22 protein-coding genes are annotated in these 22,761 nt (G+C 61.2%); 16 read left to right on the top strand and 6 right to left on the bottom strand.

Annotation, left to right across the window (positions count from 1 at the left end):
- Nucleotides 1-71 precede the first annotated feature (71 nt).
- The 7 genes from NH234_RS21945 (at nucleotide 72) to NH234_RS21915 (ending at nucleotide 7,944) form a co-directional block, all read left to right on the top strand.
- Nucleotides 72-1,076, top strand: a complete 1,005-nt coding sequence (locus tag NH234_RS21945) for a substrate-binding domain-containing protein (RefSeq protein ID WP_085730475.1) — start codon at nucleotides 72-74, stop codon at nucleotides 1,074-1,076.
- Between the two features lie 56 nt (nucleotides 1,077-1,132).
- Entirely contained in the window at nucleotides 1,133-2,677 is a 1,545-nt protein-coding gene (araG, locus tag NH234_RS21940; RefSeq protein WP_085730476.1) for an L-arabinose ABC transporter ATP-binding protein AraG, read from the top strand.
- Between the two features lie 12 nt (nucleotides 2,678-2,689).
- Nucleotides 2,690-3,658: an L-arabinose ABC transporter permease AraH gene (gene araH / locus NH234_RS21935; protein WP_085697229.1), complete on the top strand. Its 969-nt coding sequence runs from the start codon at nucleotides 2,690-2,692 to the stop codon at nucleotides 3,656-3,658.
- A gap of 118 nt (nucleotides 3,659-3,776) precedes the next feature.
- Nucleotides 3,777-4,490, top strand: coding sequence for a GntR family transcriptional regulator (locus NH234_RS21930; RefSeq protein WP_367254309.1), 714 nt, complete (start codon nucleotides 3,777-3,779; stop codon nucleotides 4,488-4,490).
- Complete coding sequence (locus tag NH234_RS21925; RefSeq protein ID WP_367254308.1) at nucleotides 4,487-5,485, top strand: ADP-ribosylglycohydrolase family protein; 999 nt, start codon at nucleotides 4,487-4,489, stop codon at nucleotides 5,483-5,485. The genes NH234_RS21930 and NH234_RS21925 overlap by 4 nt, the downstream gene beginning before the upstream one ends.
- A 70-nt stretch (nucleotides 5,486-5,555) precedes the next feature.
- Entirely contained in the window at nucleotides 5,556-7,022 is a 1,467-nt protein-coding gene (locus tag NH234_RS21920) for a cytosine permease (RefSeq protein WP_085730479.1), read from the top strand.
- Nucleotides 7,015-7,944 carry a PfkB family carbohydrate kinase gene (locus NH234_RS21915; RefSeq protein ID WP_367254307.1) on the top strand — a complete coding sequence of 310 codons (930 nt, stop codon included), beginning with the start codon at nucleotides 7,015-7,017 and terminating at the stop codon, nucleotides 7,942-7,944. Before NH234_RS21920 ends, NH234_RS21915 begins: the two co-directional genes overlap by 8 nt.
- Before the next feature lie 47 nt (nucleotides 7,945-7,991).
- On the opposite strand, the gene NH234_RS21910 is transcribed toward NH234_RS21915, so the two are convergent.
- From NH234_RS21910 to NH234_RS21895, 4 genes are all read right to left on the bottom strand, one after another.
- Nucleotides 7,992-8,372 carry a Rho termination factor N-terminal domain-containing protein gene (locus NH234_RS21910; protein WP_367254306.1) on the bottom strand — a complete coding sequence of 127 codons (381 nt, stop codon included), beginning with the start codon at nucleotides 8,370-8,372 and terminating at the stop codon, nucleotides 7,992-7,994.
- 18 nt (nucleotides 8,373-8,390) lie between these two features.
- On the bottom strand, nucleotides 8,391-8,729 hold the full coding sequence (locus NH234_RS21905) for a hypothetical protein (RefSeq protein WP_085730482.1): 339 nt from the start codon (nucleotides 8,727-8,729) through the stop codon (nucleotides 8,391-8,393).
- Nucleotides 8,730-8,811: 82 nt separating this feature from the next.
- On the bottom strand, nucleotides 8,812-10,008 hold the full coding sequence (locus NH234_RS21900) for an MFS transporter (protein ID WP_367254304.1): 1,197 nt from the start codon (nucleotides 10,006-10,008) through the stop codon (nucleotides 8,812-8,814).
- 111 nt (nucleotides 10,009-10,119) lie between these two features.
- The gene (locus NH234_RS21895) at nucleotides 10,120-10,767 is read right to left on the bottom strand and encodes an HD domain-containing protein (protein ID WP_367254303.1); all 648 of its coding nucleotides are present in this window, start codon (nucleotides 10,765-10,767) and stop codon (nucleotides 10,120-10,122) included.
- A 111-nt stretch (nucleotides 10,768-10,878) separates the two neighbouring features.
- On the opposite strand from NH234_RS21895, the gene NH234_RS21890 reads away from it, so the two are divergent.
- The 6 genes from NH234_RS21890 (at nucleotide 10,879) to NH234_RS21865 (ending at nucleotide 16,653) form a co-directional block, all read left to right on the top strand.
- A complete protein-coding gene (locus tag NH234_RS21890) occupies nucleotides 10,879-11,361 on the top strand; it encodes a GNAT family N-acetyltransferase (protein ID WP_039770630.1) in 483 nt (160 codons plus the stop codon).
- Nucleotides 11,362-11,554: 193 nt separating this feature from the next.
- The gene (locus tag NH234_RS21885) at nucleotides 11,555-12,544 is read left to right on the top strand and encodes a 2-dehydro-3-deoxygalactonokinase (protein ID WP_367254301.1); all 990 of its coding nucleotides are present in this window, start codon (nucleotides 11,555-11,557) and stop codon (nucleotides 12,542-12,544) included.
- Between the two features lie 19 nt (nucleotides 12,545-12,563).
- On the top strand, nucleotides 12,564-13,184 hold the full coding sequence (locus NH234_RS21880) for a 2-dehydro-3-deoxy-6-phosphogalactonate aldolase (protein ID WP_085730486.1): 621 nt from the start codon (nucleotides 12,564-12,566) through the stop codon (nucleotides 13,182-13,184).
- A gap of 48 nt (nucleotides 13,185-13,232) precedes the next feature.
- Nucleotides 13,233-14,381: a galactonate dehydratase gene (dgoD, locus tag NH234_RS21875; protein WP_007950849.1), complete on the top strand. Its 1,149-nt coding sequence runs from the start codon at nucleotides 13,233-13,235 to the stop codon at nucleotides 14,379-14,381.
- Nucleotides 14,382-14,478: 97 nt separating this feature from the next.
- On the top strand, nucleotides 14,479-15,789 hold the full coding sequence (locus NH234_RS21870; RefSeq protein ID WP_085730488.1) for an MFS transporter: 1,311 nt from the start codon (nucleotides 14,479-14,481) through the stop codon (nucleotides 15,787-15,789).
- A 60-nt stretch (nucleotides 15,790-15,849) separates the two neighbouring features.
- Complete coding sequence (locus NH234_RS21865) at nucleotides 15,850-16,653, top strand: IclR family transcriptional regulator (RefSeq protein ID WP_085696967.1); 804 nt, start codon at nucleotides 15,850-15,852, stop codon at nucleotides 16,651-16,653.
- Nucleotide 16,654: 1 nt separating this feature from the next.
- Here the strand turns inward: NH234_RS21865 and NH234_RS21860 are convergent, their stop codons facing one another.
- The gene (locus NH234_RS21860; RefSeq protein ID WP_085696966.1) at nucleotides 16,655-17,707 is read right to left on the bottom strand and encodes an NAD(P)-dependent alcohol dehydrogenase; all 1,053 of its coding nucleotides are present in this window, start codon (nucleotides 17,705-17,707) and stop codon (nucleotides 16,655-16,657) included.
- 191 nt (nucleotides 17,708-17,898) lie between these two features.
- Here NH234_RS21860 and NH234_RS21855 point away from each other — a divergent pair, with 191 nt between their 5' ends.
- On the top strand, nucleotides 17,899-18,789 hold the full coding sequence (locus NH234_RS21855) for an AraC family transcriptional regulator N-terminal domain-containing protein (protein ID WP_367254300.1): 891 nt from the start codon (nucleotides 17,899-17,901) through the stop codon (nucleotides 18,787-18,789).
- 66 nt (nucleotides 18,790-18,855) lie between these two features.
- Here NH234_RS21855 and NH234_RS21850 read toward each other — a convergent pair whose 3' ends face one another.
- Nucleotides 18,856-20,520: an electron transfer flavoprotein-ubiquinone oxidoreductase gene (locus tag NH234_RS21850; RefSeq protein ID WP_085696964.1), complete on the bottom strand. Its 1,665-nt coding sequence runs from the start codon at nucleotides 20,518-20,520 to the stop codon at nucleotides 18,856-18,858.
- A 525-nt stretch (nucleotides 20,521-21,045) separates the two neighbouring features.
- Here NH234_RS21850 and NH234_RS21845 point away from each other — a divergent pair.
- Nucleotides 21,046-21,795 (top strand): electron transfer flavoprotein subunit beta/FixA family protein, encoded by a 750-nt coding sequence (locus NH234_RS21845; RefSeq protein ID WP_007950859.1) that lies wholly within the window; start codon nucleotides 21,046-21,048, stop codon nucleotides 21,793-21,795.
- The gene (locus NH234_RS21840) at nucleotides 21,796-22,725 is read left to right on the top strand and encodes an electron transfer flavoprotein subunit alpha/FixB family protein (protein WP_367254299.1); all 930 of its coding nucleotides are present in this window, start codon (nucleotides 21,796-21,798) and stop codon (nucleotides 22,723-22,725) included. It begins immediately after the preceding gene.
- Nucleotides 22,726-22,761 lie beyond the last annotated feature (36 nt).

Below are 22,761 nucleotides of genomic sequence, written 5' to 3'. Positions count from 1 at the left end.
TACAGAAACATGCTTCGACCGCTTCAACGCTTTTCAAATAACGCTCAAGAAAAATAACAAGGAGTCTGCTTATGAAACGTCGTTTCGGGATTCGTACCCTGTGCAGTACCGCGCTGGCGGTCACTGCGTTCAGCCTGAGCAGTTCGCTGCTGGCCGCCGATCCGGTGAAGATCGGTTTCCTGGTCAAGCAGGCCGAAGAACCGTGGTTCCAGACCGAATGGGCTTTCGCTGAAAAAGCTGCCAAGGACAAAGGTTTCGAGCTGATCAAGATCGCCGTGCCGGATGGCGAGAAAACTCTCTCGGCCATCGATAGCCTCGCGGCCAACGGCGCCAAAGGCTTTGTGATTTGTCCGCCGGACGTGTCCCTCGGCCCGGCGATCATGGCCAAGGCCAAACTCAATGACCTGAAAGTGATTGCCGTCGACGATCGTTTCGTCGACGCCAACGGCAAGTTCATGGAAGAGGTGCCGTACCTCGGCATGGCTGCGTTCGAAGTCGGCCAGAAGCAGGGCGCCGCCATGGCCGCCGAGGCGAAAAAACGTAACTGGGACTGGAAAGACACCTACGCCGTTGTGAACACCTACAACGAACTCGACACCGGCAAGAAGCGCACCGACGGCTCGATGAAGGCGCTCTTGGATGCCGGCCTGCCGAAAGAGCACATCCTGACCGCCGCTCTGAAAACCCTCGACGTACCGGGCAGCATGGACGCCACCAACTCGGCGCTGGTCAAGCTGCCCGGCGCAGCGAAGAACCTGATCATCGGCGGCATGAACGACAACACCGTGCTGGGCGGCGTGCGCGCCACTGAAGCCGCCGGGTTTGCCGCCGCCAACGTGATCGGCATCGGCATCAATGGCACTGACGCGATCGGCGAGCTGAAAAAGCCCAATAGCGGCTTCTACGGTTCGATGCTGCCGAGCCCGCACATCGAGGGCTACAACACCGCGAGCATGATGTACGAGTGGGTCACCACCGGCAAAGAACCGCCGAAGTACACCGCGATGGACGACGTCACCCTGATCACCCGCGATAACTTCAAGCAGGAGCTGGAGAAGATCGGCCTGTGGAACTGACGGCAGCGGCGGCCCGGGCAGCCGGGCCGCTTGAACGGTGTGATGAGGTGGTTCAAATGCACGCGCAAGTACAAACACAACAACACAGCGCCAGCGGTAGCCTGCGGTTCAACGGGATCGGCAAGACCTTCCCGGGCGTTAAGGCGCTGGACGGCATCAGTTTTGTCGCTCACCCCGGGCAGGTTCACGCCTTGATGGGCGAGAACGGCGCCGGCAAATCGACCCTGCTGAAAATCCTCGGCGGCGCCTACATTCCGAGCAGCGGCGAACTGCAGATCGGCGAGCGGTCGATGGCCTTCAAGTCCACCGCCGACAGCATCGGCAGCGGCGTGGCGGTGATTCACCAGGAGTTGCATCTGGTGCCGGAAATGACCGTGGCGGAGAACCTGTTTCTCGGCCACCTGCCGGCCAGCTTCGGCCTGATCAATCGCGGCGCGCTGCGCCAGCAGGCGTTGGCTTGTCTCAAAGGCCTGGCCGACGAAATCGACCCACAAACCAAGGTCGGGCGCCTGTCCCTCGGCCAGCGGCAACTGGTGGAAATCGCCAAGGCACTGTCCCGTGGCGCCCATGTGATTGCCTTTGACGAACCGACCAGCAGCCTCTCGGCACGGGAAATCGACCGGTTGATGGCGATCATCGGTCGGCTGCGCGACGAGGGCAAAGTCGTGCTCTACGTCTCCCATCGCATGGAAGAAGTGTTCCGCATCTGCGACGCGGTGACGGTGTTCAAGGACGGTCGCTACGTGCGCACTTTCGATGACATGAGCCAGTTGACCCACGATCAACTGGTGACCTGCATGGTCGGGCGCGACATTCAGGACATCTACGATTATCGCGGTCGCCCCCGTGGCGCGGTGGCGCTGAGAGTCGATGGATTGCTCGGCCCGGGCCTGCGTGAGCCGATCAGTTTCGACGCGCACAAAGGCGAGATTCTTGGCCTGTTCGGACTGGTCGGGGCAGGGCGCACCGAGCTGTTCCGGTTGCTCAGTGGGCTGGAGCGCAACACCGCCGGACGCCTTGAATTGCGCGGTCATGAACTGAAGCTGCGCTCGCCCCGTGATGCGATCGCTGCCGGGATTCTACTGTGCCCGGAGGATCGCAAGAAGGAAGGCATCATCCCGCTCGCCAGCGTCGCCGAGAACATCAACATCAGTGCGCGTGGCGCCAATTCCGGGCTCGGATGCCTGCTGCGCGGGATCTGGGAAAAGGGCAACGCCGACAAACAGATCAAGGCCCTGAGAGTGAAAACCCCACACGCCGGGCAGCAGATCAAGTTTCTCTCAGGCGGCAATCAGCAGAAGGCGATTCTCGGCCGCTGGCTGTCGATGCCGATGAAAGTCCTGCTGCTCGACGAGCCGACCCGTGGCATCGACATCGGTGCCAAGGCCGAGATCTACCAGATCATCCATAACCTGGCCGCCGACGGTATTTCGGTGATCGTGGTGTCCAGCGATCTGATGGAAGTGATGGGCATTTCCGACCGCATTCTGGTGCTGTGCGAGGGCGCCCTGCGTGGCGAAGTCAGCCGCGACCAGGCCAATGAATCCAACCTGCTGCAACTGGCTTTGCCGCGCCACCGCGCTGACGGCGTGGCGAACTGAGAGGTGACTATGATGACAACCCAAAACGAAACCCTGCCGACCGCGCGCAAACCTCTGGATATGCGGCGCTTTCTTGATGACTGGGTGATGTTGCTGGCGGCGGTCGGCATTTTTCTCGCCTGTACCTTGTTGATCGACAACTTCCTCTCGCCGCTGAACATGCGCGGTCTGGGCCTGGCGATTTCCACCACCGGGATTGCCGCGTGCACCATGTTGTACTGCCTGGCGTCCGGGCATTTCGACTTGTCGGTGGGTTCGGTGATTGCCTGTGCCGGGGTGGTTGCGGCGGTGGTGATGCGCGACACCAACAGCGTGTTTCTCGGTGTCAGCGCGGCGCTGGTGATGGGCCTGATCGTCGGGTTGATCAACGGCATCGTGATCGCCAAGTTGCGGGTCAATGCGTTGATCACGACGCTGGCGACCATGCAGATCGTTCGTGGCCTGGCCTACATTTTTGCGAACGGCAAAGCGGTGGGCGTGTCGCAGGAGTCGTTCTTCGTGTTCGGCAACGGCCAGTTGTTCGGTGTTCCGGTACCGATCCTTATCACCATCGTCTGCTTCCTGTTTTTCGGTTGGTTGCTGAACTACACGACGTACGGGCGCAACACCATGGCCATCGGCGGCAACCAGGAGGCGGCGTTGCTCGCGGGTGTAAATGTCGATCGCACGAAGATCATCATCTTCGCCGTGCATGGGGTGATCGGTGCGCTGGCGGGGGTGATTCTGGCGTCGCGGATGACTTCCGGGCAGCCGATGATCGGGCAGGGGTTTGAACTGACGGTGATTTCGGCTTGCGTGCTGGGCGGGGTGTCGCTGAGCGGCGGGATCGGGATGATCCGGCATGTGATTGCCGGGGTGTTGATTCTGGCGATTATCGAGAATGCGATGAACCTGAAGAATATCGACACGTTTTATCAGTATGTGATTCGGGGTTCGATTCTGCTGCTGGCTGTAGTGATCGACCGTCTGAAACAGCGCTGAGATCAATATTCTGCTAACCCTCTCCTTTGGGAGAGGGTGCCTCCAGTGCCGCGCCTTTTGTCACCTTTCCCAAAAATTACCTTGCCCGTCCCAACCCGTTTCGGTTATCACTTTGTACATGATTAGACAGGTACGATTTGACAAGAAACAACGGGTGGTCGACGAACTCGTCCGACGCATCGAAAGCGGCCTCATGGAGGACGGCTTTCTGTTGCCCGGCGAGCATCAGTTGGCTCAGGAATTCAACGTCAGCCGTGGCACGTTGCGCGAAGCGCTGGCCGAACTGAAACGGCGCAATTACATCGCCACGCAAAGCGGGGTCGGTTCCATCGTCACTTTCGACGGTGTGGTGCTCGATCAGCGCAGCGGCTGGGCCCAGGCCCTGGCTGACAGCGGGGCACTGATCAACACCGAAGTGTTGCGCCTGGAAGCCGTGACCCGGCCCGATCTGCTGCCGCGCTTCGGCACCGACCAATTCATCACCCTTGACCGCCGTCGCCGTTCCAATGACGGCACGGCGGTGTCCCTTGAACGTTCTCTGATGCCCGCCACCGGAGGCCTGGAAAGCCTGCCGCGGGTCGGTCTGATCGACAATTCCTTGACCATTACCCTGGCGGCCTACGGCTACATCGGCGAACGCGGCGATCAGTGGATCGGCGCCGAGCCGCTCAACGCTGTCGATGCCGAATTGCTCGGGCGTCCGGAAGGCACGGTGTTCCTCAAGGCATTGCGCACCACGTACGACCGGCAGAACCGTTTCATGGAGCAGGTCGAAAGCCTGCTCGACCCGGTGCATTTCCGTCTGCACCTGCAATTTGGAGAAACGAAATGACCGCCCCCGACCGTGCCTTGGGCGCGTTTTACGGCCTGGCCCTCGGCGATGCGCTGGGGATGCCGACGCAATCCCTGAACCGCGAAACCATCAGGCAGCGCTTCGGCCAGATCACTGATCTGCAAGACGCCGGCCCCTTGCAACCGATTGCCGCGAACATGCCCAAGGGCTCGATCACCGATGACACCGAGCAGGCGATTCTGGTCGGCGAGTTGCTGGTCGAAGGCAAGGGCCGGATCGAGCCGGCGGTGCTGGCGCAGCGGCTGATCGAATGGGAAGCCGAGATGCAGGCCAAGGGTTCGCAGGACTTGCTCGGCCCGTCGACCAAGCGTGCCATCGAGATGATCCTCGCCGGTCATTCGCCGGAAGAGGCCGGGCGCTACGGCACTACCAACGGCGCGGCGATGCGCATCACGCCGGTGGGGATTGCGGCGGATGTTGCTGACCCAGAGCGCTTCATCGCGGCAGTGGTGCAGGCCTGTCAGGTCACTCACAACACCACGCTGGGGATTTCCAGTGCGGCGGCAGTGGCGGCGGTGGTCTCTGCCGGCATCAACGGCGTGGATCTGGGTGAGGCGCTGAACCTCGGTCAACAGATCGCCCAGCAAGCAGAAGCACACGGGCACTGGGTGGCCGGTGGACGCATCGCGTCGCGGATCAGTTGGGCACGCAGCATCAGTGTCGAAAGTGACCCGGTGTTGCTCGCGGATCTGCTGTACGACGTGATCGGCACTTCGGTGGCGTCGCAGGAATCGGTGGTGGTGTCGTTCGCCCTCGCGCAGCAAGTCGCGGTCGGTGAAATGACGCCGTTCGAGGCGCTGTGCATGGCCGCGAGCCTGGGGGGCGACACCGACACCATCGCCGCGATTCTCGGCGCCATGCTCGGGGCCTGTCTGGGCCTACAGAGCTGGCCGGTGCCGATGATTGAAACCGTCAAAACCGTCAACGATCTGGAGCTGGAACCATTGGTGAAAGGACTCCTCGCGCTGCGCTGAAACGCCGCCCGCCACACGTCAATCAACTGTCTTGCCGACAACCACAACAATGGCAACAGGAGCATTTTTCATGAGTTCATTGAACGCCGGGCAAAGCGCCGGGCAACTGGAAACCCGCGGCATCGAACCGGTGCCGGAAGGCGAGTGCAACGGCCATCCGCTGCAACTGTTCTGGGTCTGGTTTGCTGCCAATATTTCCATCCTCGGCCTGCCGCTGGGCGCCACGCTGGTAGCGTTTCGCGGCTTGGCGATCTGGCAGGCGATCATCGTCGCAATCCTCGGCGCCGCCGGTTCTTTTGCGGTGGTGGGGATCATCTCGATTGCCGGCCGTCGCGGTCGTGCGCCGAGCCTGACTTTGTCTCGGGCGATCTTCGGTGTGCGCGGCAATATCGGCCCGACGCTGGTGTCGCTGATGTCGCGCCTGGGCTGGGAAACCGTCAATACCACCACCGCCGCGTTCGTGCTGTTGTCGTTGTGCTCGATCCTGTTCGGCTCGCCGGTGGAAGCTAAAAGCGCGCCGGTGCTGACCCTGATTTTCATCGCGATTTTCGTGCTGCTGACTCTGTCGGTGTCCGGCCTCGGCCACGCCACCTTGCTGGTGATCCAGAAGTGGGCGACCTACGTGTTCGGCGCGCTGAACATTCTGGTCGGCGGCTTCCTCTGCGCGACCATCGACTGGAGCGCGGTGTTCAACGCCACGCCGGCGCCGATGAGCGCGATGATCATCGGTATCGGCACCATGGCGGCCGGCACCGGGATCGGCTGGGCCAACGCCGGCGCCGACATGTCGCGCTATCAGCATCGCAGCGTCAAAGCCGTGCGCCTGGTCGCGTCGGCAGCGTTTGGTGCGGGGATTCCGCTGGTGCTGTTGATCACCCTCGGCGGCCTGCTGTCGGTGGGCAACAACGATCTTGCCTCGGCGACTGACCCGATCGTGGCTATCCGCGACATGCTGCCGACCTGGATGGCCGTGCCGTACCTGATCACTGCGTTCGGCGGTCTGTTGCTGTCGAACAACCTGTCGGTGTACTCCGCCGGCCTGACCACGCTGACCCTCGGCCTGAAGGTCAAACGCGTATACGCGGTGGTGGTCGACATCGTCGCGATCTTTGCCGGTTCGATCTACTTCATGCTGATCGCCGACAGTTTCTACGGGCCGTTCATTACCTTCATTTCCCTGCTGGCGGTGCCGATCACTGCGTGGGTCGGGATCTTCGTGGTCGACCTGATTCACCGTCACTACTACAGCCCGAAAGACCTGCTGGACGTCAGCCCGAGCAGCGCCTACTGGTACAGCGGCGGCATCGAGTGGCGCGCGTTCGGCGCGTGGGCGATTGCCATCGTGCTGGGCTTCAGTTTCACCACCATCGGCACCACCGCCGAGAACGTCTGGTTCAAGGGCTTCCTGTCCGACTCGTGGCTGGGTCATAACGGCCTCGGCTGGATCGTGACCTTTGTGGTGGCCGGCGGCATTTACTTCGTACTCGGCGGGGCGAAAGACCGCCGCGCCGCGCAAACCGAGAATGCTCATGCCTAAGATGTTGCACACCGGCCAGGTCATAATCGACCTGGTCATGGCCGTGGATGCGCTGCCGCAAATCGGCGGTGACGTGTTGGCGCAATCCGCCAGTTTCGAAGCCGGCGGCGGTTTCAATGTGATGGCCGCCGCTGCGCGCAACGGCTTGCCGGTGGTCTACCTCGGTCGCCACGGCAACGGCCGTTTCGGCGATCTGGCGCGGCAGGCGATGAACGCCGAAGGCATTCGCATCGGCATCGAACAACCTGCAAAACGCGACACTGGCATTTGCGTTGCGCTGACCGACGCGTCGGCCGAGCGCAGTTTCATTTCCTACATCGGCGCTGAAGGTGAAGTGACGGCGGCGGAGTTGAATAGCGTTGCCGCCGAGGCGGGGGACTATGTCTACGTCAGCGGCTACAGCCTGCTGCACAGTGGCAAGGCGCAGGCGTTGCTGGACTGGACGCTGGCGCTGCCGAAGACGATCAATGTGGTGTTCGATCCGGGCCCGCTGGTGGAATCACCGGACTCACCGATGATGCAGGCCTTGTTGCCGCGCATTGATGTGTGGACCAGCAACAGCGTTGAAGCGCTGCGTTTTACCGGCGCAGCGGACATCGAAACGGCACTGGATCGCTTGGCTGTGCACCTGCCGCAGGAAGCGCTGAAGGTGGTGCGCGACGGCCCGCAGGGTTGCTGGATTCATCAGCACGGCGAGCGTCGGCATGTGTCGGGTTTCAAGGTGCAGGCTGTGGACAGCAACGGTGCCGGCGATGCCCATGCCGGTGTGTTTGTCGCCGGGCTGGCGCAAGGTCGGGCGGCTGATGAAGCCGCGAGGCGCGCCAACGCTGCAGCCGCGTTGGCCGTCACTCGCTGGGGGCCGGCGACTGCGCCGGGAGGTGATGAAGTCGATGCACTGATCCGCGAGACTTGCGATCACTGATCTATTGCTTTCACGAACAGGCCTGACGACTCACCTCCCGGCCTGATTCAACTCGCCTTGCGCAGCGCCGCTATCAGTTCGTCCTTACGCATCGAGGAGCACCCGGGAATCTTCCGGTCCCGGGCTTCCTTGCGCAGGCTCTCGACCGTCTGCCCTTCGCGCGACGCCTTGCTGTTGCGCGATTGACCTTCACGACTCACCACCGCGCGACGTGCCGACTCCTTGCGATCTTCGGACTTGGCGCTGGCCGGTTTCCGGCGTCCGGAACCACCGGCCTTTTCTCCGCCGCCGGACTGTTTATTCACCGTTGCCCAGGCGCGCGCTTCGGCTTCATCCTTCGACACACCTTTCTTTTCGTAACTGTCTTCAATGTGCTCGGCCTTGCGCTTTTGCTCGGCGGTGTACTTGGTTTTGCTTCCACGAGGCATGGTGCTTCTCCTGTCGAATTACTGACCGGTGCCCTCGGAGCCCGAACCACCGGTCGTGGTTTTCGAACCGATACCGGAGCCGGAGTTGTCTGGGGTAGTGGGAGAATCCGGCGTGTTCATACCACCCTGGCGACCCGGGTCATTGCCTTGGGTGCGCGGATCGGTTCCTGTGGCCGGCGGTTGATTGATCAGCGGAACGCCGGAGCCATCGGTATTCATGCCCGGAGCGCTGTTGATCGCAGGGGCGCGCGGTGGCGTGACCGGATCGGTGGGGCCGGTGCCCGTGGCGGTCGCGGCGAACGCCATGGGGCAGAGCAGGGTGGCAAACACGAAAGCAGTCAACCTTGACGAGATCATGGTGTGTCTCCAGTGATTGGGATCCTTACCTGATCTTGGTCTGCTCGCGCGCGGCATAGGTGCCGATAGAGTGACGAACGGTTCAGTTCGTCAGAGCGCTTTCCACCGTGAGTCGTCGCCAGAGCAGACGGCCGACAGTGATCGACCAGTTCAACGCCGCCACCGCCAGCACTGTCAGCAACAGCGTCGCCATGTCGTGTTCGACAATGATTTTTCCTGCCAGTAGCGGAAAGCCGAATACACCGATGAAATAAGAAAGACTGAACAGCAACAATGCCTGGGACGTGGTGCCGGCGGGTGCTTCGTTTGCCGCCAGTCCGTTGATCACCGAGTAGGTGAGGCCATAACCGACACCGAGCATCACCGCTGCCAGCAGATAGCTGAAGCCACTTTGCGCGCCGAACGCGAACAACATGATCGAGCTCAGCATCAACCCCGAAAGCAGACACGATGCCCGCAGCGGATCACGTTTGACTACGTAGCCTGCGATCAACATTCGACTGCTGATCGCGGCGCTCATGAAGCCCAGGAAGAACAGCGAATAGTCCAGCGAACGGGCGGCGGCATAGCTGGTCTGGAAACTCGACAGCCCCCCGAACACGCAACCGCCGAGGCCGACCATGATGATCGGAAACACGGCTCGTGAACTGAGCACCCGAGCAGTCGCCTGCCAGCTGATTTTTGCCGCTGACGCGGCTTGTGTACTGTTCAAACGAGCACCGAGACGCCAGAACAGCAGCACTCCGACCAGGCTCGCCGTAGCCGCCAGATAGAACGCCGACGTCACCGGCAAACCCAGCGCAGTGGCGGATCGCCCGAGCAGCGGGCCGCTGCCGATCCCGGTCATCATGCTGCCGGACAGCAGCGCAAAGTATTTCGCCCGCTGTGCCGGGCTCACCAGGCTGGCGACGATGATCGGCCCCAGCGTATAGAAAACGCCCCAGCCCAATCCAAGCAGCAAACCGAAAAACAGCAGCAGATGGCCGAAGCCCGGCGTCATCGCAAACCCGAGGCTCGCCGCCACCAGCAACAGCCCGAACAGCGCAATCGAACGCGCCGCACCCAGCCAGTCGGACAGGTGCCCGGACACCAGCACCGCAACGAAGGTGCTGAGCATCGCCGCACTGATCACGCTGCCGGCGTCGTGCTCGTTGCCACCGCGAGAACCGATCAGCAGCGAGAGCAGAAACGTCGCGCCATAAGACAGCGACAACAGATAACTGGCGAGGCAGAACAGGCCGAACAGTTTGCCCGGGACCTGAGGTGTTGCTTGAGGCATGACGCGGTTCCTTGACCGGAAAAATCGAGCGTCATCTATCTAACACGCCAGTCCTGTGGTTTAGGTCTGAGCTTGGCGATCTCAGGATCGTGATTGACCGGAGTAATGCCTTCAGGCGATGCCGATCTCTTCCTTGAATTGCTCCATGAAACCCTTCAGGCGTTGATGACGGAGCTGTGCCAGACGTTGTCCGGCAGCGGTCTGGAAACCGTCGGCAAGGTGCAGCAGTTTGGTCCGGAAATGATCGAGGCAGAATCGCTTGTCGTCGTAGTCCCTTTCCCGGGCCTCGGGATCGTGCGGGTCGTATAGCGCGCTGCCCATGCGCCCTGCGGTGTAGAAGGTGCGGGCGACGCCGAGCATGCCCAGGGAATCGAGACGGTCGGCGTCCTGCATCAGTCGGGCTTCGAGGGTGAGCGGGGTGATGTTGGCGGAAAAACTGTGGGCTTCGATGGCGTGGATGACGGCGCTGATTTTCTCTTCTGGCCAGTTCAGGTTTGCCAGCACCGTTGACGCTTTTTCCGCTGCCAGGCGTGATGCCTGTGAACGTAGCGGCGAGTTCTTTTCTACCGCCACGCAATCGTGCAGCAACACCGCCGCGAGCAGCACCTCAAGGTCGCCACCTTCCTCGGCCTGCAAGGTGCGCGCGTTGTGCCACACCCGTTGCAGGTGCGACAGGTCATGGGCGCCGTCCTCCGACGGTTCCAGTGCGTGGGGCAGCAGTTCGGCGGCGAGTGGGGCCAATGGTTCGAATGCGTTCATGAATATCCTTCAGAGTGACCGGCCGCACTAGCCTAATCCGTGGATTGCCATGTGACGAGCGCGGCGCGGCGCCTTAGTATGGCGTTTTCCTTTTTCCGACAAGGCCCGTCCATGACGATCGAAATCCGCCCGGCGACCCCCAGCGATGCTCCGCAAATCCTCGCGTTCATCACTGAACTTGCAGACTTCGAAAAGGCCCGTCACGAAGTTATCGCCAGCGTCGCCGACATCGAACGCAGCCTGTTCAGCGAAGGCGCCACCGCCCATGGCCTGATCTGCCTGCGCGACGGCTTGCCGATCGGTTTCGCGGTGTTCTTCTTCAGTTATTCGACCTGGCTGGGCAGCAACTGCCTGTACCTCGAAGACCTCTATATCACTCCTGAGCAACGGGGCGGCGGCGCCGGCAAAACCCTGCTGCGCCACCTCGCGAAAATCGCCTGCGCCAACGACTGCGGCCGCTTCGAATGGAGCGTACTGGACTGGAACACCCCGGCCATCGAATTCTACAAATCCCTCGGCGCCCAGCCGCAGGAAGAGTGGGTGCGTTACCGCATGGATGGCAAGGTATTGCGCGAGTTTGCCGAGGGCAACTGAGCCGCGCCAGGAATACCGCAGCCCGAGACGGTTCCTGCAGGGAAGTTGAATTTCTCTGAAGACGCTGTTACTGCCTGCGGTATTTTTTTGCCATCATCCCATTATGTGGGAATGATATTTATATATTGAGATTTTGTTGTGCCCGGGTTTATAGTCCAGCTCACTCACTGCCAATAACAAAACAGGTGAAGCGATGCTGGCGCAATTGATCGCGCTCGATTGGGGGACGACCTCACTACGTGCTTACAAACTTGGGGCGGGCGGGCAGGTGCTGGCGCAGCGGTCGCTGTCGTTCGGGATCATGCAGTTGCCGAAGACGCCGCGGGTCATTAACGGTCGTGAATGCGCCGAGGGTTTTGAACTGGCGTTCGACGAGGCGTGCGGCGACTGGCTCGATGCGCAGCCCGGCTTGCCGGTGATTGCCTGCGGCATGGTCGGCAGCGCTCAGGGCTGGCGCGAAGCGTCCTACCGCGATACGCCGGCCAACGTCGCCGATCTCGGAAAATCCCTGCAAACCGTTCGCAGCCTTCGCGGTGTCGATGTGCATATCGTGCCGGGTGTGATTCAGCGTTCGGCACTGCCGAACGTGATGCGCGGCGAGGAAACCCAGGTCCTCGGCGTCCTGCAGAATCTGCCGGTCGAGGCGGGCAATGATCTGCTGATCGGCCTGCCGGGCAGTCATTCGAAATGGGTGGAAGTGGCCGACGGCTGTATCACCCGTTTCGACACCTTCATGACCGGCGAAGTGTTCGCGGTGCTCAGCGAACACAGCATTCTCGGCCGTACCCAGCAGCACAGCGCGACGTTCGACGCTGAGGCATTCGATCGCGGCGTGCAGGTGGCGCAGTCGGCAGAAGGCGAGATCGGCGTGCTGTCGACCCTGTTCAGCGCCCGCAGCCTGGGTCTGACCGGTGAACTCATTGCCACCGCGCAACCCGACTATCTGTCCGGCCTGCTGATCGGCCACGAGCTGACAGCGTTGGCCTCCGTGCAACGGCGTCGTCGCAACAGCGTGCAGCTTCCTTCGATCATCCTCATCGGCAACGCGCAGTTGTGCGTCCGCTACAGCCGTGCGCTCGACGCCTGCGGTTTCGCCCGTGTGACCCTGGCCGAGCAAGCCACCGAGCGTGGTCTGTGGCAACTGGCGCTCGCCGCCGGACTAATCGATTCCTCATCCCGTTAACCCTGACTGGAGGCCTGACATGCTCAAGCAAGCACTGGCGCAAAACGGTCTGATCGCGATTCTGCGTGGCCTGCATCCGCAGGAAGCCGCCGCTGTCGGAGAAGTCCTGTATGCCGCCGGATTTCGCGTCATCGAAGTACCGCTCAATTCCCCCGCGCCGTACGAAAGTATTCGCACCCTGCGCAAGACCCTGCCCGCCGATTGCTTGATCGGTGCCGGCACGGTGCTGACCCCGGAACAGGTCGAATCAGTGAAGGAGGCTGGCGGCCAGGTCATTGTCATGCCCCACAGCGATGCCAAGGTGTTGCGGGCTGCAAAAGCGGCGGGGCTGTACCTGTCGCCGGGTGTTGCCACACCGACTGAAGCCTTTGCGGCACTGGAGGAGGGCGCGGACATTCTCAAGCTGTTCCCGGCCGAGCAGATGGGCCCGGCGGTGGTGAAAGCCTGGCTGGCGGTGTTGCCGGTCGGGACGATTCTGGCGCCGGTCGGCGGCATCACGCCGGACAACATGCAGGCGTTCATCGACGCTGGCGTCAAAGGCTTCGGCCTCGGCTCCGGGCTGTTCAAACCGGGCATGACGACTGAGCAAGTGGCGGCCAATGCCAAGGCCTACGTGGCGGCCTGGAAAGCCCTTCGCTAAGACTTTTCTGGCGCTGCGTGCGCTGCATCTAACAAGAGAGACAAGCAGATGAAAATCACCAAACTCACCACCTTCATCGTCCCGCCGCGCTGGTGCTTCCTGAAAGTCGAGACCGACGAGGGTGTGACCGGTTGGGGCGAGCCCGTGGTCGAGGGTCGCGCCCACACCGTCGCCGCTGCAGTCGAGGAATTGTCCGACTACCTGATCGGCAAAGACCCACGCAATATCGAGGACATCTGGACCGTGTTGTATCGCGGTGGCTTCTACCGGGGCGGCGCGATCCACATGAGTGCGCTGGCCGGCATCGACCAGGCGTTGTGGGACATCAAGGGCAAGGCGCTCGGCGTGTCGGTCAGTGATCTGCTCGGTGGTCAGGTGCGGGACAAGATCCGCGTGTATTCGTGGATCGGCGGCGACCGGCCGGCGGACACCGCGCGAGCCGCGAAAGAGGCGGTGGGCCGTGGTTTTACCGCCGTGAAAATGAATGGCACCGAAGAGCTGCAATTTCTCGATACCTTCGAGAAAGTCGACCTGGCGCTGGCCAACGTCGCCGCGGTGCGTGATGCGGTGGGTCCGAACGTCGGCATCGGCGTCGACTTCCATGGCCGGGTGCACAAGCCCATGGCCAAGGTGCTGATGAAGGAACTCGACCCGTACAAACTGATGTTCATCGAAGAGCCGGTGCTCAGCGAAAACTACGAAGCGCTGAAGGAACTGGCGCCGCTGACCAGCACCCCGATTGCCCTCGGCGAGCGGCTGTTTTCGCGGTGGGACTTTAAACGGGTGTTGAGCGAAGGTTACGTCGACATCATCCAGCCGGATGCGTCCCACGCGGGCGGCATCACCGAGACCCGCAAGATCGCCAACATGGCTGAAGCCTACGACGTGGCGTTGGCGCTGCATTGCCCACTGGGGCCCATTGCGCTGGCGGCGTGTCTGCAATTGGACGCTGCTTGTTACAACGCGTTTATCCAGGAACAGAGCCTGGGCATCCATTACAACGAGAGCAATGACCTGCTCGACTATGTGAAGGATCCACGGGTGTTCGACTACGACAAAGGCTTCGTGAAGATTCCGAACGGACCGGGCCTGGGGATCGAGATCAACGAGGAGTACGTGATCGAACGTGCGGCTGTCGGCCACCGCTGGCGCAACCCGATCTGGCGGCATGCCGATGGCAGTTTTGCCGAGTGGTGAGTGGCTGACTCAGCACATCTGATCGTTCCCGTGCCGAACGCGGGAACGACTCAAGGCCTCAGGCCAACCTCAATAAACATAAGAAGAGGTTCTCCCCATGCAACCGCAAACCCTTACCGGGCAAGCGACGTTAGTCACGCCCAGCCGCAAGCGGTTTTTCATCATGGTGCTACTGTTCATCACCGTGGTCATCAACTACCTCGACCGCAGCAACCTGTCGATTGCTGCACCGGCTCTCACCTCCGAGCTGGGCATCGATCCGGTGCGCGTCGGGCTGATCTTTTCCGCGTTCGGCTGGACCTACGCCGCGATGCAGATCCCTGGCGGCTGGCTGGTAGATCGGGTGCCGCCGCGCATCCTTTATAGCGTCGCATTGCTGCTGTGGTCGCTGGCCACAGTGATGCTCGGTTTCGCCGCCAGTTTCATCGCGCTGTTCGTGCTGCGCATGGCGGTCGGTGCGCTGGAAGCGCCGGCGTATCCGATCAACAGCCGCGTAGTGACAACCTGGTTCCCCGAGCGCGAGCGGGCCACGGCCATCGGTTTCTACACGTCCGGACAGTTTGTCGGGCTGGCGTTCCTGACGCCGGTGCTGGCGTGGCTGCAACACGAGTTTGGCTGGCACATGGTGTTTGTCGTGACCGGCGCAGTGGGCATCGTGTGGGCGGCGATCTGGTACGCGGTGTATCGCGAGCCACGGGATTTCAAAGGCGCCAACGAAGGCGAAATCGACTTGATCCGCGAGGGCGGCGGGTTGGTGGACATTGCAGCCGAAACCGCAAAAGTGAAGGCAAAATTCAGCTGGACCGATCTCGGCATCGTCCTCAGCAAACGCAAGTTGTGGGGGATCTACCTCGGCCAGTTCTGCCTGAACTCGACGCTGTGGTTTTTCCTGACGTGGTTCCCGACCTACCTGGTGAAATACCGCGGCATGGACTTCATCAAGTCAGGCCTGCTGGCGTCGCTGCCATTTCTTGCCGCGTTCATCGGCGTGCTGTGTTCCGGATTCTTTTCCGACTTCCTGATCCGCCGTGGCTGCACCGTCGGGTTTGCGCGCAAGTTGCCGATCATTGGCGGGTTGCTGATTTCCACCTCGATCATCGGCGCCAATTTCGTTGAATCGACGCCGCTGGTGATTGCCTTCCTGGCGCTGGCGTTTTTCGGCAACGGGCTGGCGTCGATCACCTGGTCGCTGGTCTCGACCCTGGCGCCGGCGCGCTTGCTGGGTTTGACCGGTGGGGTGTTCAACTTCATCGGCAACCTGTCGGCGATTGCCACGCCGATTGTCATCGGCTTCCTGGCCAGCGGCGATTCGTTCGCTCCGGCGATCACCTACATCGCAGTTCTGGCATTGATCGGTGCTTTGTCCTACGTGCTGCTGGTGGGCAAGGTCGAGCGCATCGAGTTGTAGTCGTCCCTGTCGGGCGACCATAATGCCGTCCGTTCCCTCGCTCAACGCTAAAGGCTGGATATGCAGGAAGACGCCCCAAAAACCGCCAAGGACGCCGCGCCGACCGGCACCCAGACCCTGCTTCGAGGGCTGGGTGTGGTACAAGCCGTCGCCAGTGGCGCCCGCGATCTCAAAGAGATTGCCCGCCTGATCGGCACCACCCGCAGCACTACGCATCGTCTGGCCAGTTGTCTGGTGGACGAGCGTTACCTGCGCGTCGTACCGCAAGTCGGTTATCTGCTGGGGCCGAAGCTGATCGAACTGGGTTTTCAGGCGCGCGAAGAGTTGCCGTTGGTGACTCTGGCCGGGCCGTATCTGGACGAGCTGTCGGCACTGACCGGCGACACCGTTCACCTGGGCATCCGTGAAGGCGACGAAGTCTTGTACCTGTTGAAGAATCCGGGGCGCAACGGCCCGGAAATGCGCTCGCGGGTCGGCCATCGCATGCCGCTGGTGCGCACCGGGATCGGCAAGGCGCTGATGCTGGATGACGCGCCGAAGGACTGGCAGCGTCTGTACGACATCAGCCTTCCGGCGGGTGGGAAAAGTCAGTTCTGGCCGCAGCATCCCCAGCAGTCGTGGGAACAGCTGGAGCAGCGGATGACCGAGTACGTGGCTGGCGGCTACGCGTTCGATCTGGAAGACAACGAACCGTCGATCCGTTGCGTGGCGGCGCCGATCCGCGACGCGAGCAAGCGCATCGTCGCGGCGATCAGCATCGCCAGCACCGTGCCGTACATGCCGCTGGAAAAAATGGCCGAGCTGATTCCCCTGATCAAAGGGGTCACGGCCCGGCTTTCGGCAGAGCTTGGCTTGAAGGTCTGAATCAGAGCTTCAGAGTCGCCATGTCGATGACGAAACGATACTTCACGTCGCCGGCGATCATCCGCGCGTAGGCTTCGTTGATCTGGCGGATGTCGAGCATTTCGATGTCGCAGCTGATGTTGTGCTCGGCGCAAAAATCCAGCACTTCCTGGGTTTCGGCGACGCCACCGATCAACGAGCCGGCCAATACGCGACGGCCCAATACCAGTTTGGCGGCGTGGACCGGTGGATCGATCGGTTCGATCAGACCCACCAGAATGTGCACGCCGTCGAAGCGCAGGGTGTCGAGGTACGGGTTGAGATCGTGCTGCACCGGAATGGTGTCGAGCAGGAAGTCGAAACGACCGGCCGCGGCTTTCATCTGCTCTTCGTCGGTGGAGACGATGACGTGATCGGCACCCTGGCGACGACCTTCCTCAGCCTTGCTCGCCGAGCGGGTGAACAGCGTCACTTCGGCGCCCATGGCCTTGGCGAACTTGATACCCATGTGACCGAGGCCACCCATGCCGAGAATCCCGACCTTGTCGCCGGGCTTCACGCCGTAGTGTTTGAGCGGCGAGTAAGTGGTGATTCCGGCGCAGAGAATCGGTGCCGCGGCTGCCAGATCCAGTTTCTCGGGGATGCGCACCACGAAGTGTTCGCTGACGACGATGCTGTCCGAATAGCCGCCCATGGTGTTGCTGCCGTCGACCCGGTCCGGGGTGGCATAGGTCATGGTCGGGCCTTCGAGGCAGTATTGCTCGAGGTTCGACTGGCAGGCTTCGCAGGTGCGGCAGGAATCGACCATGCAGCCGACACCGACCAGATCGCCTACCTTGTGTTTGGTGACGTTCGCACCGACGGCGGTGACTTTTCCGACGATCTCATGGCCGGGCATCAACGGGTAAACGGCGATGCCCCATTCGTTGCGCGCCTGGTGGATGTCGGAGTGGCAGACGCCGCAGTACAGGATGTCGATGGCGACGTCGTCGGCCCGAGGGCTGCGGCGTTCGAATTTCATCGGGGCGAGGGGCGTGGTGGCCGTTTGAGCGGCATAGCCGATGGCGGTGTACATGTGAAACCTCGCAAAAGCAGTGACAAGTGAGGCGGCGCATTCTGGGCGCCGTCCGGTCGTCCGGCCATGGCGATTCCTCCGGGTGTCATGCCTAATCCTCCGGCATGCGGGGTTGATCGGTCGCATTGGCAAAAGGATCTGCGATGATGCTTTTATCCCTTTTTCCGTGATTTTTTCTGAAGAGCCACCCGATGCAATTGACCCGTCACCTTGATGCCAACGCCACCCTGGTTTCGCTGATCGAACCGCTGGCGCTGCGCGATGGTTACAGCCAGACCGGGCTGCCGGGCGTACAGGTGCTGCGCGCCAGTTGCGACGTCGCCCGTGGCCCGCATATTTATGAGCCGAGCCTGCTGATCATTGCTCAGGGCAGCAAGCTCGCGTATCTCGGCCCTCGCACCATGGAATACGGCGCCGGGCATTACCTGATCCAGGCCTTGCCGGTGCCGTTCGAGTGCGAAACCTATGCGTTGCCGGATGCGCCGTTGCTCGGTGTGTCGGTGGCGATCGACCGGGTGCTGCTAGGTGAATTGGTGCTGGCCATGGGGCTGGCGCCGGGGCGGCATATTCCGGCGCAGACACCGGAATCGATGACCTCTGTGGTGCTTGACGATGAGATGCGCGGTTGCGTCGAGCGCCTGCTGCGTTGTCTGCACGATCCGCTGGAGTGCCAGATTCTGGGGTCGGCGCGGGTGCGTGAATTGTTGTTCGTCGCGTTGCGCGGACCTCAGGCCGATGTGTTGCGGGCATTGGTGGAGCAGCAGGGGCAGTTTGCACGTATTGCGGCTTCGATCAGCCATTTGCACTCGCACTACACCGAACCGTTGAACGTCGAGACATTGGCCAGTTGCGCGAACATGAGCGTGTCGACCTTTCATGAGCATTTCAAACGCAGCACGCTGTTGTCGCCGGTGCAATACTTGAAGCGTTTACGTTTGTTGAAGGCGCAGACGTTGTTGATCGCCGAGGGATTGGGGGTTGCGCAGGTGGCGCACCGGGTGGGGTATCAGAGCACGTCGCAGTTCAGTCGCGAGTACAAACGCTATTTCGAGCGTAGTCCGGGGGATGAGCGGGCGGCTTGATCCTTTACAAATCGCAGGCAACAAAAAGGCCCCCATACAGGGAGCCTTGATGTTCAGCGGATCGACTTACATGTTCGGGTAAGTCGGGCCGCCAGCGCCTTCCGGCGTCACCCAGGTGATGTTCTGCGAAGGGTCCTTGATGTCACAGGTCTTGCAGTGCACGCAGTTCTGGGCGTTGATCTGGAAGCGCTTCTCACCGTCTTCCTTGGTGATCACTTCATATACGCCGGCCGGGCAGTAGCGCTGCGCGGGTTCGTCGTACATCGGCAGGTTGCGGCTCAACGGGATGGTCGGGTCGGTCAGCTTCAGATGGCACGGCTGTTCTTCTTCATGGTTGGTACCGGAGATGAACACCGAGCTCAGCTTGTCGAAGCTGATTTTGCCGTCGGGTTTCGGGTAGTCGATCTTCTTGCAGTCGGCCGCGAGCTTGAGGCAGGCGTAGTCCGGCTTGGTGTCGTGCAGGGTGAACGGCAGTTTGCCGCCGAAGATGTTCTGGTCCAGCCAGTTGAAACCGCCGCCGACGATGGCACCGAACTTGTGGATCGCCGGGCCGAAGTTGCGGCTGGCGAACAGTTCTTCGTAGAGCCAGCTCTTCTTGAAGGCGTCGACGTAGGTGGTCAGTTCTTCGGTGCCATCCTTTTCAGCGAACAGCGCGTCGGCCACGGATTCAGCGGCGAGCATGCCGGACTTCATTGCGGTGTGACTGCCTTTGATCTTGGCGAAGTTCAGGGTGCCGAGGTCGCAACCGATCAGCGCGCCGCCCTTGAACACCATTTTCGGCAGCGAGTTCAGGCCGCCCTTGCAGATCGCACGTGCGCCGTAGCTGATGCGCTTGCCGCCTTCCAGATATTGTTTCAACACCGGGTGATGCTTGAGGCGCTGGAATTCGTCGAACGGCGACAAGTAGGTGTTGCTGTAGGACAGATCGACGATCAGGCCGACTACAACCTGGTTGTTTTCCAGGTGATAGAGGAAGGAACCGCCGGTGTTCTCGGTGCCCATGATGTCCATCGGCCAACCGGCAGTGTGCACCACCAGGCCTGGCTGGTGCTTGGCCGGGTCGATTTCCCAGATTTCTTTCAGGCCGATGCCGTAGTGCTGGGCGTCGGCATCGCTGTCGAGGTTGTAGCGCTTGATCAGCTGCTTGCCGATGTGACCACGGCAGCCTTCGGCGAACAGCGTGTATTTGCCACGCAGTTCCATGCCCGGGGTGTACAGGCCTTCTTTCGGATGGCCTTCGCGGTCGACACCGAGGTCGCCGGTGATGATCCCGCGCACCACACCGTTTTCATCGATCAGCGCTTCCTGAGCGGCGAAGCCCGGGTAGATTTCCACGCCCAGGTTCTCGGCCTGCTGAGCGAGCCAGCGGCACAGGTTACCGAGGGAGATGATGTAGTTGCCTTCGTTGTGCATGGTCTTGGGCACAAAGAAGTCAGGAATTTTCTGCGCGCTTTCGGCGTTTTTCAGCACGAAAATGTCATCGCGGGTGACTGGCGTGTTCAGCGGGGCGCCGAGTTCTTTCCAGTCCGGGAACAGTTCGTTCAGGGCCCGTGGTTCGAATACGGCACCGGACAGGATGTGCGCGCCGACTTCGGAGCCTTTTTCGACCACGCAGACGCTGATTTCCTTACCGGCTTCGGCGGCCTTCTGCTTCAGACGGCAGGCGGCGGACAGGCCAGCGGGGCCGGCACCGACGATGACCACGTCGAATTCCATGTATTCGCGTTCCACAGGCTATCTCCTACTCAAGGCTCAACAGTTTTTTTTCTAATTTGGAGGTTCGGTGTCGTATCCGTTATTGCCTTTACGTTAACGTCAAGGCTAATAATGGGCAAACCACCTTTCTCTCTAGGCGGCGCATTATATCTACACCACTCTTAGCGTCCAATACAAACGTTTGTTTGAATCGGCTCCAGCCCAGAGAAATCAAAGAAGCGCGGCTTATGACAGGGCATTTTGGCGTATTGACCAGAATGGGCGTTCCGGTCAAGATACGGGCGGTTTTGCGCTCGCCGTAGGCTGAATGGTGGTTTCAAGAGCACCTCTAAAGACAGGGCGTAGGCGGTAACCGGTGATGCGCAGCGCAGGTTTGGCGCGCAGTTTACACACCGCGGCGCGGCATGACTCATCGGTCACGACTGACGAACGGTCATCCCGCTCAGCCGGCGTTTTTAGAGGTGCCCTTGTGCCCGATGAGCATCAACCGCCAGGTTCGCCTAGGCGACTTTCTTTTCACCGGAGAGTAACGAGGAATCCATGAAGGTTCTTGTAGCTGTCAAACGCGTTGTGGATTACAACGTCAAGGTTCGCGTCAAGGCGGACAATTCCGGCGTAGACCTCGCCAACGTCAAGATGTCGATGAACCCGTTCTGCGAAATCGCAGTGGAAGAAGCCGTACGCCTGAAAGAAAAAGGCGTTGCGACTGAAATCGTCGTCGTCTCCATCGGTCCGTCCACTGCTCAGGAACAGCTGCGTACCGCACTGGCTCTGGGTGCCGACCGCGCCATCCTCGTCGAATCCGCTGAAGACCTGACTTCCCTGGCCGTGGCCAAACTGCTCAAGGCCGTGGTCGACAAGGAACAGCCTCAGCTGGTGATCCTGGGCAAACAGGCCATCGACAGCGACAACAATCAGACTGGCCAGATGCTCGCTGCACTGAGCGGCTACGGTCAGGGCACTTTCGCTTCGAAAGTCGAAGTCTCCGGCGACAGCGTTGCCGTGACCCGCGAAATCGACGGCGGCGCGCAGACCGTTTCCCTGAAACTGCCAGCGATCGTCACCACCGACCTGCGTTTGAACGAGCCGCGCTACGCGTCCCTGCCAAACATCATGAAAGCCAAGAAGAAGCCTCTCGAGACGCTGACTCCGGACGCTTTGGGCGTTTCCACCGCCTCCACCAACAAAACCCTGAAAGTCGAAGCGCCGGCCGCACGCAGCGCAGGCATCAAGGTCAAGTCGGTGGCTGAACTGGTCGAGAAACTGAAAAACGAAGCGAAGGTAATCTAAATGACTATCTTGGTTATTGCTGAACACGACAACAAAGTGCTGGCCCCGGCCACTCTGAACACCGTTGCTGCCGCTGCCAAAATCGGTGGCGACATCCACGTTCTGGTTGCAGGCCAGGGCGCTGGCGCCGTGGCTGAAGCCGCTGCGAAAATCGCTGGCGTGAGCAAAGTCCTGAACGCTGACAATGCTGCCTACGCGCATCAGCTGCCGGAAAACGTTGCTCCGCTGGTTGCCGAACTGGGCAAGGGCTACAGCCACATCCTGGCTGCCGCCACTTCCAACGGCAAAAACATCCTGCCGCGCGTTGCTGCCCAGTTGGACGTTGACCAGATCTCCGAGATCATCTCGGTAGAAAGCGCTGACACCTTCCAGCGTCCGATCTACGCCGGTAACGCCATCGCTACCGTGCAATCGACTGCTGCGATCAAAGTGATCACCGTGCGTGCCACCGGTTTCGACCCGGTTGCAGCAGAAGGTGGTTCGGCTGCCATTGAATCGGTTGCCGCAGCTCACAACGCCGGCACTTCCAGCTTCGTCAGCGAAGAGCTGGCCAAGTCCGATCGTCCTGAGCTGACCGCTGCCAAGATCGTCGTTTCCGGCGGCCGCGGCATGCAGAACGGCGACAACTTCAAACACCTGTACGCTCTGGCCGACAAGCTGGGCGCCGCTGTGGGTGCTTCCCGCGCTGCAGTCGACGCAGGTTTCGTACCGAACGACATGCAGGTCGGTCAGACCGGCAAGATCGTTGCACCACAGCTGTACATAGCCGTCGGTATCTCCGGCGCGATCCAGCACCTGGCTGGCATGAAAGACTCCAAAGTGATCGTTGCGATCAACAAGGACGAAGAAGCGCCGATCTTCCAGGTGGCCGATTACGGCCTGGTGGCGGATCTGTTCGAAGCCGTACCTGAGCTGGAGAAGCTGGTCTAATCCAGCGGCTTCACTTATAAAGAGCCCGGCCTGTTG

This window comes from Pseudomonas sp. stari2, assembly GCF_040760005.1.
Lineage (GTDB): Bacteria > Pseudomonadota > Gammaproteobacteria > Pseudomonadales > Pseudomonadaceae > Aquipseudomonas.
This window is presented reverse-complemented; position numbering and strand designations above follow the sequence as displayed.